Below are 15,067 nucleotides of genomic sequence, written 5' to 3'. Positions count from 1 at the left end.
TCTACTCCTCCCATTCCCTCGGCCAATCTATAGGCTTTTCAATTTCAGAGATACTCGGCAGCCCTGCAACGATTTCGTTAGTACGCATGGAAACGGTCACGAGCTTCCCAATGAGGTTGAAAATGTAAAGTGGATCATCGCTATACTCGTTAGGATCGTTGATGATGCCGCTAGCCTTATCTTGGCTGACCTGGTAGAAACGCACCATCCATTCAAGCGGGCTCTTTCCATTCACCTTATAAGTATTTGCTTCCTCAGGAATATTGGAAATTGTCATTCTCGAGTTGTAAATCAGCTTCGTATAATCATCTTTTTTGCTCCAGCGAAGTTTCTCCACCCGGCCCAAATCAATTGGGAGAGCAGAATATTCAAGACCTGGCCATGGCTCTGCTTCTTCATAAGCCAGATGCAGTTTAGCCAAACTACGGCCGGCCTCTGAGAAACGTTTAAATTGACGGACAAAAGGCACACGAGGAAGGTCTCTCAGCAAGTTGAACTTATATTTCTCTCTGTAAATCGGAGAGTGCAGAATACCATAAATGTAATAGAAGATATCCTCCTTGGAGATTACACTTGAGTCCGCCCCTCGATTTTCTTCGGGATACGCTGTTTTATACGCCTCTCTAAAGATTCGAAGGGTTCGATCGGTTATCCCATCATGTCGAATATAGACATTTCCCCAGGCATCCTTGATTTTGACTTCATTGCTGGGGATGAGCTGCACAGATTCCACTTTTTCATACCAGTAGAGAGGAAAACACTGCGTTCCAGCGTTTAAACAGTTTAGGTCCGGGACACAATCACATATTAAGCAATTGAAACCCGAGTTACTTTTCCCCGGAAGCATAATTACAAAGTTATTTATCGTCTTGTGCGGAGCAATCAGGGGGAAGAATGACCGCTGCTGCCCTGGATAATCTGCTAAATTTTCTCCATAATACGCAAACTTTTTTATAAATGGTCGATATAGCGCTATGCATGTCGCACCACGCTCCAAGACCAAGCTAATCGAATTCTGAAACTTCTTTCTTAAAGTTCTCGACCAAGAAATTTTTGTCTTGTCTTGCGTAGCTTTTCTATCATCACCACCAGTACTCATCAGCTCCAAAGAATATGTATTAATCAAGCTTCCAGCGTTTGAGATTGTAGCATCAGAAGAGAAATTATACATCCATGCATCTCGATCAGTTTCATATCCTCTTGAATAGAGAGAAAATAAACCTGAGGGAGATTGATTGGGTTTGTTAGCTAATCCAAGAGGAGCAAGCGAATCAAAGTGATCATCACCGTGATCTAGCCAGTTGCCTTCTCTATCAGGTGAAAGTGTTATCCACTCAGGATCATGTTCCCTAAAAGAGACCAGAGAAGCCAGCTTCTGTTCTTGAGTCTTATACTCCCCAACGCTGAAATAGTGAATCGCTCCGCGCTCAGAGGAACGAGGATTTTTCACCAGCAGTGCTATAGCAATTGGAGCGCGAGATCCAGATCCAAAGACTTTGCCACCTTGTCGTTTCGATTCTTCGCCTTGTGTCCTCTGATTACCAAGCAAGTCAAAAACGTAAATGCTGCTAAATTCTTCAACGAAGCAACGGCGAACACCAGCTCCGGCTTCTGAACGTAGCCACCCCGCATTCGATACGAAGCATACCACTCCCTCATTTTGAATACGATCCGATGCCCACCGGAAAGCCTCAATGTAAGAATCCATTAGAGAATTCTTATTGACCGTCTTAACACTATCGGAATAGGTTTCACGAATACGGTTTTCCAAGCGAGGATAATGCTCATTTGCATTATTATCGTTCGCTGATTTCTGACCTGCGGAATAAGGAGGGTTTCCAATAATGACATGGATGGGAGCACGTTGTTGTTCCGTCACTCGTTCGGAGTTTCCAATAAACATCCTGTCATCGAGAGTGTCCTCATCTTCGCTCATTTGGAAAGTATCGGTGAGCACTGCTCCGGTGAAAGGTTCATAAGCTCCGTCCATTCGAGCATGATAAGCGTATTCAATGTTGACAACCATGATGTAATAAGCAAGCAGAAGAATCTCGTTCGAGTGCAGCTCATACTTGTACTTATGCTCAAGCTTATCCACGGGAATAAGTTCAGGATCGGAAATCAGCTCCGCCATATACGAGCCGGTTCCGGCGAAAGGATCAAGAATGTGGACTCCCTCCTCAGCGAGTCCGCAACCGAATTCCCTTTTGAGAACCCTGTCCGTGACATGAAGCATATAATCCACAATCTGCATAGGCGTATATACGATGCCGAGCTTCTGAGAAGTCGCTTTGAATGCCTTGCTAAAGAAATCGTTATAAAGGTCTTTGATGAGCTCTTGACGGTTTGAATCCGTGCGTGCAACCTGAGCACGTCTACGCACGGAATCATACAGGTCCTGCAAAGTCGGCTCACTGGAGGCGTCCAAGCCCGTGACACCATGGACCTTCAGAGTAGCCAGGAAGTTTTCAATAGCAACAGAGACCGGATTCGATTTCGCAAAAGTATAATCGCCAAACAATGCATCAAAAACAGGAAGAGTGACAATATGCTGAGCAATCATCTCCACAGCATCCTTTTCGGTGATGCCAGGATTCAGAGTGTTTTGAAGTCCTTTCAAGAAGGTGGCAAAATCTTCATGCACTTGCTGATTGTTATCTAAAGCGGTCTGAATCTGCTCAATATGCCGCTGAGCGATGCCGGCAACATCATCCGCCCACTCATCCCAGTAAATCCGCGTGCCGCATTTCTCTACAGCCTTCGCATAAACGGCTCTCTCGAGTTCATCGGATCCGTAGGAGAGCGCAAATTGCCCTTGGATGCCGTCATCCTGGTTCTCATTCTCATGGGGATTCGGCACCCCAATCTTATGACTTCCTCGACCATCCTGATTCTTCAACTTGGATGTGCGAAAGGGGATGGAATTCACATAAGCGTCCATACGCTCATCATGCGAACGCAAACCCTGAAGCACCTTCCAGACCACATCAAAGGTTTTGGACCTGCTCAAAGCATCCTCAGGAGACATGCCTTCAGGAATCGCGACTGGAAGAATGATGTATCCGAGCTCTTTTGATTCCCCCGTTTGCGAATTGATAAAAGTACGCATAGCGCGACCAACCGCTTGGACGACATCGACTTCGCTCTTCTTAGGAGCAAAGAAGATTACCGCATCCAGAGAAGGCACATCCACACCCTCAGCAAGGCAACGCGCATTGGTGAGGATTCGGCACTCGTTCTCATCCTTACCGCCGGCAAGCCAGTTCAACTTTTCTGAACGCTCTGATGAATTCATCGAGCCATCAACATGCTGAAGCTCACAGTTCAGTTTCAGGGTGTCACCGCTCGCTTCCTGATAATGTCTGACAACATTCGCGAAGACCTCATCCATTCTCTTCGATTCTTTAATCGTTGAGCAGAAACCAACAGCTCTATGCAAAGGTTGGATGTCCTGGCCTTCTATGATTCCAGACGTTTCCTGCTCAGCAGAAGAGTCGTTATTCAACTCTACCTTATTGATTAAAAGAAAATCAGGAGTCAACTCGTGGGAATCTTCCAGCTGGTTCAGCCTGGCCTGCGCTTCAACGCCATGGGTCGCCAAGCCCTTATAAGTGCCAATGATCTTCGCAGCATCATCAAGAGGAAGCTCTCCTCCATTCGAAATAATCTGCTGAATGGATGATGGAATACCATCCTCGTTCACTGCCAAAACGACGACACGATAGTCGCAAAGCAGCTTTTGCTCAACGGCAGTAGCGAAAGAGATACTGGCCGCAACCGGCCCATAAACACTCTCATCGTCCATATCACAGAGAACTGCTTCAGCGGCTTTCGCCTTTTGCTTGACTGATTCACCATAAATCTTCGGAGTCGCCGTCATATACAAACGCTTGGAAGCACGGATGCGGTCTCCATCATTGACTATTTGGAAGGCCGATACATCTGATTGCCTCATATCAACAGTGCGAATACCAGTGGTTCTGTGAGCCTCATCGCAAATGGCAAGATCGAATTCCGGCAGACCAAGATCTTGAGCATCCTGAATAACCTGCATACTCTGATAAGTGACAAACACCACAACCGTTGAATCCGGGCTTTTTCGCCGAATCGTTTGATATCGCTGGAGTAAAGACTGGGCATCGGTATTTGCCGGGTAATTCAAATCAAGAAGACTGTCAAGGATATCATCATTGTCTTTGGCTTGCTTGGACGCTTTCGCGTCAGAGCATACAACCAAAGCCCTCATCTTGCAGCGTGCCTGATTCGTCCACTCTCGCATTGCCTGCGAGACCAAAGCAATCGAAGGAGCAGCGAAGAGGATCAAACCTCCCTTAGCCCTTTCTTCTGCCAGCCGCAAAGACATCAATGTTTTCCCAGTTCCACAAGCCATAATCGCCTTGCAGCGATCATGCTTTTCGAAGGCCGCGTTGATTTGGTTAATCGCTTTGATCTGGTGAGGACGGGGGTCAAAAGTCTGCGTCTCAGCTTTTCTGTCTGTGAATAAATTCGACCAATCAAGATTTGACTCACTCATGGTCTGCAAGCCAATGATGTGAGTTTCCAACCCCTTGTTTTTCCTCATCCGCATAAAATTCTCGGCGAGCTGATTCGATATATTCGTTGCTGTGGAAAGCAACATACAACCCGTATAGCGGGAATCAGTTGCTACGGAGGCAATAAAAGTGCTGAGCTCCTCCCAAGTAAATTCGTGTTCCACATCGTATGCTTTGCACTGAATCGCCCAATATTTCCCCTCATTCTGCGTATCTTCAGCGATGATATCCACACCGGTATCAGTCTTGTAAGCAATCGGGCAGTCAGGGTCTGTGGCTTTCCAAACCCTTCCGATGAACTGTTGCATTTCGGGGTCATTCCGCAAGTACCAGCGTGAAACTCTTTCCCACAGCATTCCCTTTTGATGCTCCGTCTTCGCGTTTTGCTTGATATATTCGACGGCATCAAAAACTGTTTTAATGGAAGGGATTACATCATCTGTGACTGGAGTGCTCATAATCGTAACCATACCCGTTGCAAAGGATTGGAAGAAGACCCTCAACACAATCAGATATGCAGTATCTAGTCAACTGCCTTCGCCTCTTAGCTTGAGCCGATTCCCTTTGTAAATTTTCCTCTTCCCACAGGGCTAGTTCAACCTCCCAGTAACAGTCATGCGCTAAAATCTGCCCTAGACAGAACCTTTTGGAATCATGGGAACAGGAAATATGGCAACCACGGAAAACGGAATGCATATTGAGCCGAAGGGCCAGCTGACTCAGGCGGCGAGCGGGGTGCGCATATACGACACCGCGCATCATAAGGTCATGGATTTTCGGCCGGTCACGCCGGGCAAGGTGACCATGTACGTGTGCGGGGCCACTGTCCAGGCTTCCCCGCATGTGGGGCATGTGAGGGCCGGGGTTTCCTTTGACGTGATCCGCCGCTGGTTCATGAAGCTGGGCTACGAGGTCACTTTCGTGCGCAACGTGACCGACATCGATGACAAGATCCTGGACAAGGCCGCCGCCGACGGACAGAACTGGTGGGCCCGGGCCTACTACTACGAGCAGGAATTCTCCCAGGCCTACCGCGTTTTGGGCGTCCTCACCCCTACTTACGAGCCGCGAGCGACCGGGCACGTCACCGACATGGTGGACCTGGTCCAGCGGCTGATAGACCGCGGCCACGCCTACCTCATTCCCAACCCTGACGGCTCGCCTTCCGGCAATGTCTACTTTGACGTCCCCTCCTGGCCCCATTACGGCGAACTGACCCATCAACAGGCCGGCACTCAGGCGACTGGCGACGAATCCGCCCGCATCGCCGACGCCATGGGCCCCTCCGTGGACGCGGCCGGAGAAGACAAGTACAACCCGGCCGATGAGGCCGACTTGTCGGAAGAAAAGCATGACCCCCGCGATTTCGCCCTCTGGAAGGCCTCCAAGGATTCCGACCCCCTGACCGCCCGTTGGCGGACCCCCTTCGGGACCGGCCGGCCGGGCTGGCACCTGGAGTGCTCGGCCATGAGCCACCGCTACCTGGGCGATGAGTTCGACATTCACGGAGGCGGCCTGGATTTGCGTTTCCCCCACCACGAAAACGAGATGGCCCAATCCCGCGCGGCGGGCTGGGGTTTCGCCCATTACTGGATGCACTCGGCCTGGGTCACCCAAAAGGGTGAAAAGATGAGCAAATCCTTGGGCAATGGCCTCTCCATCCCGGTCGTGCTCAGCCAATGCACCCCCTGGATGGTCCGTTACGCCTTGGCAACCGTCCAATACCGGTCCATGCTGGAATGGAGCCAGCAGACCATAGCGGAAGCCCAAAGCGCTTACTCCCGCATCAGCAACTTCCTGGATCACGCCGGAGCGGCGGTCGGCCAGCCCAGTCGCCAGGAAGTGACATCTTACCCGGCAGACCAGCTTCCCCAGGATTTCATCGCGGCCATGAACGATGACTTCAACGTCTCCACCGCCCTGGCTGCCGTCTTCAGCTCCATCCGCTACGGGAACACGACCATGAACGACCTGGCCACCCTGCCGGAAGGCTCCGAGCGGGATCAGGCGATCACCTTGCTGAAAGAAAGCCTGCTCCTGGTGCGGGCCATGCTGGACGTCTTCGGCCTTGACCCCCTGGACCCCCAGTGGCTGCCAGGAGGGGACGGCTTCCCCGCTCAAGCTGAGGACTCCGCCCAGGCAGATAAGACCTCCGGCGCTTCCAGCTCCCAGACCAGCAAGGTTTTGGACAGCCTCATCCGCTCCCAGCTGGATCAGCGGCAGGCCGCCCGCAAGGCGAAAGACTTCGCCAGGGCCGACGCCATCCGCAATTCCCTGGCCGCAGCCGGCATCAGCATTGAAGATGGCCCCCAAGGGTCCAGCTGGAAATTCCATGAATCCTAAGCGCACATCTCAAAGACAATCCCCCTAGCTATCCCCCAGAAGCTTTAGAATAGGACATTATGGCAGCATTTTCCTCACTTACCGACCGTTTGACCGGAGCTTTCAAGAACCTGCGTTCCAAAGGCAAGCTCACCGAATCCGACATTGACGGCACCATCCGCGAGATCCGCCGCGCCCTGCTGGACGCCGACGTCTCCTTGGACGTGGTCAAGTCCTTCACCGCCCGCGTGCGGGAACGGGCCCTGGGCGAAGAAGTCAACAAGGCCCTCAACCCGGCCCAGCAGGTGGTCTCCATCGTCAATGACGAACTGACCCAAATCCTGGGCGCAGGAGTGGACCGGCCGCTCAATTTCGCCAAGAATCCGCCCACCATCATCATGCTGGCAGGTCTGCAAGGCGCCGGTAAGACCACCCTGGCCGGCAAGCTGGGTTACTGGCTCAAAGACCTGGGTCACACCCCCCTGCTGGTCGCGGCCGACCTGCAACGACCCAACGCCGTCACCCAGCTGCAGGTGGTAGGCGAACGGGCTGGCGTGCCTGTTTACGCCCCTGAGCTCGGCGTCCAATCCTCTTCCTCCGACGTGGTCTCCCCCGGCCAAGCGACCGGGGACCCGGTCAAAGTGGCCCGCGGCTCCATCGAAGTGGCCAAGCAGAAGCTGTATGACGCGGTCATCATCGATACCGCCGGCCGCTTGGGCGTGGACGAAGAACTGATGAAACAGGCACGCGATATCCGCGACGCCGTCCACCCCAACGAAATCCTCTTCGTCATCGATGCCATGATCGGTCAGGACGCGGTCCGCACAGCCAAGGCTTTCGATGAAGGCGTCGATTTCACTGGCGTGGTCCTGTCCAAACTGGATGGCGACGCCCGAGGCGGTGCCGCCTTGTCTGTGGCCTCCGTCACCGGCAAGCCCATCCTCTTCTCCTCCACAGGCGAAGGACTCAAGGATTTCGAGGTCTTCCACCCCGACCGCATGGCCTCCCGCATCCTGGATATGGGTGACATCCTCACCCTGATCGAGAAGGCCCAGAAGCAGTTTGACGAGGAAGAAGCCCGGCAGGCGGCCGAAAAGATGGCCGAAGGCAGCTTCAGTCTGGATGATTTCCTGGCCCAGCTCCAGCAGGTCCGTCAGCTGGGGTCCATGAAGAAACTGCTGGGCATGATTCCTGGCATGTCCCAATACCGCCAGGCCATCGACCAGTTCGATGAGCGCGAGGTGGACCGCACCGAAGCCATCATCCATTCCATGACCCCCCAGGAGCGCCGCCACCCGGAAATCATCGATGGCTCCCGCCGCGCCCGCATCGCTTATGGTTCCGGCGTGACCGTGGCCACGGTCAATGGTCTTCTGCAACGCTTCGAGCAGGCCGCCAAAATGATGAAACGCATGACCAACAAAGGCGGCATGGGACTTCCCGGCATGCCCGGCGGCAATTCCCCCCGCAAGGCCAGGAAGAATAAGAAGAAAGGCAGGAAATCCGGCGTCTCCGGCAACCCTATGAAGAGGGAGGCCGAAGAGCGGGCTTTGAGGCAGAAGCTGGGCGGCCGGTCCAGCGCGTCCGCCTTCATGAAGAAGCCGCAGAATCCCGCCCTTCCCGCTGGGATCCCCAACGACATCGACCTGGATAAGGTCGATCTGAGCCAACTGGGCGACCAGCTGGGCGGGCTTAACATCCCCGGTCTGAACTAATCGGATTTCAGACCGGTTCAGACCAGATCAGACCTGCTTCCAGACAGGATTTCAGACCGGCTCTCTGGCTGACTCCGGTCGGCTTCGGCCGGTTTCATCCACTCAGCAAGAAAGGGGGATGGTTTCCATGGTCTCAATGTCCCAGGAAAACCCTTCTCAGAATTCGAAGAACACTTTGAGGAAGCACAAAAGCGGCAAGAAAAGGAGCCCCGTGATCGTTTGGATTCTCCTCGTTCTCATAGCCGTCTGGATGAGCCTGCATTTCCTGCCGACTCAATACGAGCGGTACCGACCCATTCCGGATGTGACGGCTTTGATCAGCCTGCTGATTGTTCCGCTGGTCATCCTCTTCTTCGTGGCCGTCAGTCATCGGTCTTTCTGGCAAAGTCTGGTGAGTCTGATTCTGATAGCCATCAACCTGGTCTGGTCGATCGGATATGTCACCCCCTTGCCCCGACAGGTCAGCACGATTTTCTCCATGCCGGCGCAAAACAGCGCCGCTTCCCCAAAGCAAGCGGCGGGCCAGACGGCCTCGGTGACCGTCATGACCCTCAACGGCCGCTATGGACGGGCCGACGCCTCCAGCATCGTCCACGCCGTGGAGCAAAACCATGTGGACGTGCTCTGCATGCAGGAAGTGACCGAAGACCTGGTCAAGCGGCTGGATCAGGATGGTCTGACCGCCCGGCTTCCTTACTCCCAGCTCGGCGAATCCGGGGAGAACGACAACGGCGGCTTCAACGCCATCTGGACCCGCCAGGCCCCGGTGGAGTCTCACCCCGCCTCCCTGCCCATCGCATCTTCCAATGTTCCCACTGCCACCATCTTCGTTGGCAATCAGCCTGTTCTCTTCGCCTCGGCCCACCCCATGTCCCCCGGCCGTGGCGGTCAGGCCTGGCAGCAGAGCCTGAGTTCTCTGGGCGCTTTCGGCCGGCTTAATAACCCCCTCCTTGCCAACCGCACGCAAGTGACCTCCCAAGTGGTCATGGGGGACCTCAACTCCAACCTCCACCACACAGCCCTGAGGGACGTGCTCAAGGCCGGCCTGACCGACTCGGGTTATCAGCTGCATAAGGGAATGAATCTCAGCTTCCCCGCTTCCTGGCCCCTCTTCCCCGCTTTAATCGAGATAGACCATGTGCTTTACGCAGGTGGAATCCATGCGACTTCCCTCAAAACCGTGGCCATCCCCCACACCGACCACAAGGCTTTGATCGGGACCCTGGCTTTAGAGGTTTAGTCTTCAGGCGGCGAGACCACCCCCGTCAGGCGACGGTCTTTTCGCGGGCCCGCGGCCCTGAGCGATGAAGGTAGAGCCAGGCGATGACCGCGAGAACCGCCACCAGACCCCAGGCTGCCCCATAGAAGAGGCTGCCGGAATGCGCCACATGGGGGGGTTGACCGACCTGGCCGACGACCTTTTTCTGGAAGGCGAAAGCCGGCAGGGACGTGGTCAGGGGAATGAAAATGGCGCTGGCCAGCGCCTCCACCATGATGGAGGCGCTGGCCATCTGCTCGATGGTGATCGAGTCATCCACTTCCGGCTCTTCGAAAAAAACATTCATGGTGTCAATATAAGTGATCCCCATGCCGATTCCACAGGCGGTCCACAGGCAAATCACCGCAATCCTCGCTTGGGCTGCCGGCAAAGAGGACAGGACGAGGCCGACGGTCAAAAGACCGCACAAGGCCAGGACCCCCACCCCGATGCCGGCCCGCAGCCGATAGACCCTGGCCGTCGACGCCGGCTTCAGTCCGCAAAGCAAGCCCATGACGGCCCATCCCAAGCCGCCGGCAAGCTCGATCCATCCCATTTGGGCGGAATTCGCATGGAAAAGGTCGTGGGCGGTCAAAGTCACCAGCTCGTTCGCCGAAAAATATGAAGCCGTCAAAAAGAACATCCCGGCCAGGGCCCGTTTGCGGGGAGCGGCCTGCCAGAAAGTTCCTGCCGGCATCAGGTACACGGTCACCCAGCCAAGAATCGCCAATCCCAACAGACCGAGAAGATACTTGCCGATTCCCTGCAGGGGGACGATGGTCAGAAAGATTCCCAAGCCAGCGCCGAGGGCGGCGGAAAATGGAAGCGGGGCCTTCTTCGTTTTCTGTCGGGATCTCAGGTTCGCGGCGACAATGAAACGGGCGATGAGGAGGAAAGGCAGGTACAGGAGCATGGCCCACCGCCAGGAGAGGAGATGCGTGACCCAGGCGGCGTAAGTGGGGCCGACCAGGGATGAGATCACCCAGCTGGCCGAAGAGAAGGCCAGAGTCAGCTGTCGTGCCCGACCAGACAGGCCTAAAGCGACCGCCCCGATCGAAGTCATGGCCAGGGCCGAGCCGGCGAAGCCACGAATGACAAGCCCTGATAAATATAAACCGATATTCGGCGCGGTCGCGGAGACGATGGCCCCGGCGCATAGGATCAAAGTCATGACCAGAAGCAGACGGGGAAGCTGGTACCGTTGCAATAGGGCGGCCCCAAAGGGAAGTCCAAGCATGGCGACGATGGATGACACCCCAGTGATCAAGCCATAAAGGTGCCGGGCTCCCAAGTCAGCGGACATGATCGGAAGAATCATCTGATTAAGATAGGACTGCATGCCGCCTATAAGCTCAAGGATTATGACGGCCAGGGCAAGCACGAGTTCCCTTTTCTTATTAACCATGATTTGACCTTTCGGCTCATTTTTTGGATTGAAATATCAACGGCTCAGGTTTCGACTCGCTCTCATTGAATTTACTGGCATAAGTCTCAACATCCTCTATGGTATTCGATAAAAATAGCTTATCCCCTTATGACATATATGCGAACAGCAAGAATCACTCCGAATACAATCGTGAGTGCGTTGAAAATGATTCCTAACACGGTGATATTACTATAAAGGTTCGGCACGAGTAGGAAGACGATACCAAAACAAGCGTAAAGTGCACGAATAATGGTATCCACGCTTCCCAAGCGATTATGGTCATACAAGCTGAAAAGCATTTTGCTGAAGTAATTCCCTGAGATGCCAATAATAACAAAGCCCATAGTGAAGGCAAGGACCTTCGCTGGGATCCACGGCACAATAAAAACCATAAGTAGCGCGGCCCCAGAAATGATATAATCCCAGCAGAAGAAGTGTGTGGGTTTGATTTTAATTAAAGGCGCACACAGCGACCCAACCAAATCAGCTCCCTGCTGTATGGCAAGCACTAAGCCAAGCCATTTCACATCCACATAAATGCTGACGAGATAAAGAGGAGCAAGTGCAATCAAAACATCCAGGGCGCCACTGAGAAAAGCTTCACACACGATGATTGCTGATGGCACACGCTGAGCAGAGAAGTAACGGACTGAATCGATAAGATGGTCCTTAAACGTAAATGCAGACACGCCCACCTTACTAGTGGAATCGTGCTTTTCCTCAGATTTTCTGCCGATTTGCGTAGCTGAAATTTTCATCCTCCAGAAGAAAAAAATCCCCGCCACAAAGAACGGAATGCTCACATTGAGCACAACGAAATACGTAACCACGCCAAGAAGTAATGATGCTGCAAAAATTCGACGCAATATTGAGAATATTGCCCGTAAAATACTGAATATCTACGGATTTCTCAATAAGATCTTCATCGTCATCTAATGCCTGCGGCACGATACTCGTGTCAAGAGCCCCTATAACCGTGCTCACGCAATAGAAAAGAAAATTCACCATACACAGCACAGCGACAGGTACGCGCATGTACAAGCATGCCGCAATAAGCACGACTAAAACCACATAAATACTTTGACATGCAACCAGCCAGTTTTTCTTATGCTCAATCCTGTCAATCGCATGCCCGAAGAGGAATCCAAACATAGCCGGCAGTAGCGCAACCAACGTAAAAGTTGACAGCGAACCCGCAGTAATATGATAAACCGCAACCAGCCCAACAGAGACCGCTATCGCATAAAAGCTATCCGCAATATTGAGAAAGCTCTTCCCTAGGATGAGCTGGCGGAAATTATAAGGGAAATCATGCACTCGCGCTACGATTGATATCATATTTCTCCACTCCCCACGTCAATATATCGATTTGTATGCAATTCCAATCATTGTTAAGTCCCGTAAGCATCGCAAAAACCTTATAACTGATAAGACCTGCGGCCATAAGTGTGACTGGCGCAATCACACTTGTCTTTATCTCATCGGGGATAAGGTGATCATCTGTAATTCGATTCTCAGCGTAAAATGTTCTCAGGTTAAGAGTAGTTCCAGGAATTATGCACGCATAATTTATTACAGTTGACGCATATGACCCTGCAATAAACGGTATCCTATTCTGCTCCGATAAATCATCAAACCAATAGTCAATCTCTTGTGGTGTATCGGCGCCACAAATAGCAAGGTCAAAGTCACCGTTTTGATATATCTCTTCCAAATCCGCTTCCGATATAATCTTTTTATTTAGAATAGAAATTTTGGTATTCCCTATAGATTCAAGATACCTTAGTGCAGATTCAATTTTAGGGAGTTTTATATCGCTGGTCCCATAAACCGTTTGGCGCGTGAGGTTTGACTCATCAACGACATCGAAATCAACAAGAGTAATCTTTCCAACACCTAATCGTGTCAATGATTCCGCAATCGTTCCGCCGATCCCTCCAATTCCCACAATTAATACAGAGCTATCAAAAAGCCTCTGTTGATACTTCGATGGAGAAATATTGCGACTTTCATCGATCCATTCAAAAAAATTTATATTTCGCAAGTAACGCGTATCCGTATATTCATTATCTGTTACCAATCCCATACTTTTAAACTTCTCAAGCTCTTCAGCCCTTGCATCCCTCTCAAGGTTATTTGAAAGAAGTAAAAATCGATTTCTTGGGGTGTCAGCGATTTCACGCGTAAGACTGGAATTGCCAAATCCAAAGTAAATTTTCTTATCTTCAGCATAGGGCTGAAGCGTCCTCTTAATTTTAGTCATCTTGATCCCTCACAAAATAATTGTTAAAATTGGGTGCCTTCGAGGATTCCTTGGAGGCACCCTGCGATTGCTTTGCGTCATTTAACGACCGCCGACACGATAACGCATTTTTACCACCGTCTTTATTAATATTGCATACATCTTAAGCAAACTCTTTTTTTTTTTTCAAATGCAACACGCCGTATATAATCACGAATATTTAAATATTCTTTTACAATTCAAACCTGAATGGTAAGTTTGGTGATAATCCATCACAATGACTTGCCCCAATACAGCACATGGCCGAGGAATCAATTGATGCTTATATACTAAAAGATGTTGCTAGGTATTTTCTCCTTTGCATCTGCTTTAATGGAGCGGAATCCATGCCTCTGTATTTTAGACTGTTATAGTTATTTATTAAAGCTTCCTCACCACAATTCAATCTTCACTATGAAAACGCGCTGTTATAAACTCTGTAAAGTTAAACTATCAATGAGAGCCAAGCCATAAATTCATTATCTTCTCTCTTCCGGCTAAGCATTCATCGAAGAATCCGCAATTCCAACGGGAATATCGTGCTCATTCAGTTGGTCAATCATTTAGTTATCAGGAGATTCAAAAGCCCCACTACATCTCTGAAGGTTGAAACAGAAGAAGTAGTGGGGCTTTCTGAGACTTTTTGAAGCTTAGCGGCGCACGTCCATGATGTCCACCCGCACGTTGTGGTCGGCTATCGCCTGGACCACGGTGCGGATCGCTGTGGCGGTGCGGCCATGACGGCCGATCACGCGACCGATGTCTTCCGGATTCACTCGCACGCGAATCAGCTCGCCGCGGGCGTTCTGGAAGGACTTCACCGACACGTCATCGGGAAAATCAACGATATTGCGAATCAGGTGTTCGACCGCTTCAGTCACCATGGTTACTCAGCCTTTTCCTCGGTAGCCTCAGCGGACTCATCGGCGGCTTGCGCAGCAGACTCTTCCGCTTCCTTTTCAGCCTTGGCCTTGGCCTTGGCTTCAGCTTCGGACTTGGCGGCCTTCAGCTTCTGGGCCTTGTCCTCGGCGGCCTTCACGCGAGCTTCGGCGTCGGGACCGGATTCAGCGACCTTCAAAGTGCCTTCGGCACCAGGAAGTCCCTTGAACTTCTGCCAGTCACCGGTGATCTCGAGCAGCTTGTGCACGGGATCGGAGGGCTGTGCGCCCACGCCGAGCCAGTACTGAGCGCGGTCAGATTTAATCTGAATCAGGGAAGGCTGCTTGTTGGGATCGTAGATGCCGATCTCCTCAATAACCTTGCCGTCGCGCTTCTTACGCTGATCGACCACTACCACGCGATAGAAAGCATAGAACTTCCTACCCATGCGCTTCAAACGAATACGTGTTGCCAAAATGGCGCTCCTTGTATCTTTAGGGCGCGGGAGCACTCCTTATGTGGGGCATAAGGAACCCTTCCGCATGAACCCACGTCCTCAGGCAGATTGAGGGCTCCCTCGGACGCGATAACACTGACATTATACGGGAGGCGATGGATTTCGCGGACGCCCGA

General features: G+C 52.0%; 10 protein-coding genes. 3 read left to right on the top strand and 7 right to left on the bottom strand.

Annotated elements, in window-relative coordinates; all coding sequences use genetic code 11:
• Position 1: 1 nt before the first annotated feature.
• Positions 2-5,011, bottom strand: a complete 5,010-nt coding sequence (locus PSDT_RS01870) for a DEAD/DEAH box helicase (protein ID WP_006289729.1) — start codon at positions 5,009-5,011, stop codon at positions 2-4.
• A gap of 211 nt (positions 5,012-5,222) precedes the next feature.
• On the opposite strand from PSDT_RS01870, the gene cysS reads away from it, so the two are divergent.
• From cysS to PSDT_RS01855, 3 genes are all read left to right on the top strand, one after another.
• Complete coding sequence (gene cysS, locus PSDT_RS01865) at positions 5,223-6,896, top strand: cysteine--tRNA ligase (protein WP_006290638.1); 1,674 nt, start codon at positions 5,223-5,225, stop codon at positions 6,894-6,896.
• Between the two features lie 59 nt (positions 6,897-6,955).
• Positions 6,956-8,590, top strand: coding sequence for a signal recognition particle protein (gene ffh / locus PSDT_RS01860; RefSeq protein WP_006289727.1), 1,635 nt, complete (start codon positions 6,956-6,958; stop codon positions 8,588-8,590).
• Positions 8,591-8,801: 211 nt separating this feature from the next.
• On the top strand, positions 8,802-9,830 hold the full coding sequence (locus PSDT_RS01855; protein WP_006289726.1) for an endonuclease/exonuclease/phosphatase family protein: 1,029 nt from the start codon (positions 8,802-8,804) through the stop codon (positions 9,828-9,830).
• A 25-nt stretch (positions 9,831-9,855) separates the two neighbouring features.
• Here PSDT_RS01855 and PSDT_RS01850 read toward each other — a convergent pair whose 3' ends face one another.
• The 6 genes from PSDT_RS01850 to rpsP form a co-directional block, all read right to left on the bottom strand.
• Positions 9,856-11,253, bottom strand: coding sequence for an MFS transporter (locus PSDT_RS01850; protein WP_006289725.1), 1,398 nt, complete (start codon positions 11,251-11,253; stop codon positions 9,856-9,858).
• Positions 11,254-11,372: 119 nt separating this feature from the next.
• Positions 11,373-11,963, bottom strand: a complete 591-nt coding sequence (locus PSDT_RS08500; protein ID WP_036737452.1) for a hypothetical protein — start codon at positions 11,961-11,963, stop codon at positions 11,373-11,375.
• A gap of 31 nt (positions 11,964-11,994) precedes the next feature.
• Positions 11,995-12,612, bottom strand: a complete 618-nt coding sequence (locus PSDT_RS08495; RefSeq protein WP_006289723.1) for an MFS transporter — start codon at positions 12,610-12,612, stop codon at positions 11,995-11,997.
• Positions 12,584-13,537 carry a HesA/MoeB/ThiF family protein gene (locus tag PSDT_RS01835; protein WP_006289722.1) on the bottom strand — a complete coding sequence of 318 codons (954 nt, stop codon included), beginning with the start codon at positions 13,535-13,537 and terminating at the stop codon, positions 12,584-12,586. Before PSDT_RS01835 ends, PSDT_RS08495 begins: the two co-directional genes overlap by 29 nt.
• Before the next feature lie 668 nt (positions 13,538-14,205).
• On the bottom strand, positions 14,206-14,439 hold the full coding sequence (locus PSDT_RS01830; protein ID WP_006289721.1) for an RNA-binding protein: 234 nt from the start codon (positions 14,437-14,439) through the stop codon (positions 14,206-14,208).
• A gap of 2 nt (positions 14,440-14,441) precedes the next feature.
• Positions 14,442-14,909 carry a 30S ribosomal protein S16 gene (rpsP, locus tag PSDT_RS01825; protein ID WP_006289720.1) on the bottom strand — a complete coding sequence of 156 codons (468 nt, stop codon included), beginning with the start codon at positions 14,907-14,909 and terminating at the stop codon, positions 14,442-14,444.
• Positions 14,910-15,067 lie beyond the last annotated feature (158 nt).

Origin of the sequence: Parascardovia denticolens DSM 10105 = JCM 12538 (genome assembly GCF_001042675.1) — a bacterium.
Taxonomy (GTDB): domain Bacteria; phylum Actinomycetota; class Actinomycetes; order Actinomycetales; family Bifidobacteriaceae; genus Scardovia; species Scardovia denticolens.
The sequence above is the reverse complement of the archived record's forward strand: the minus strand, read 5'-3'. Positions and strand labels throughout refer to the sequence as shown.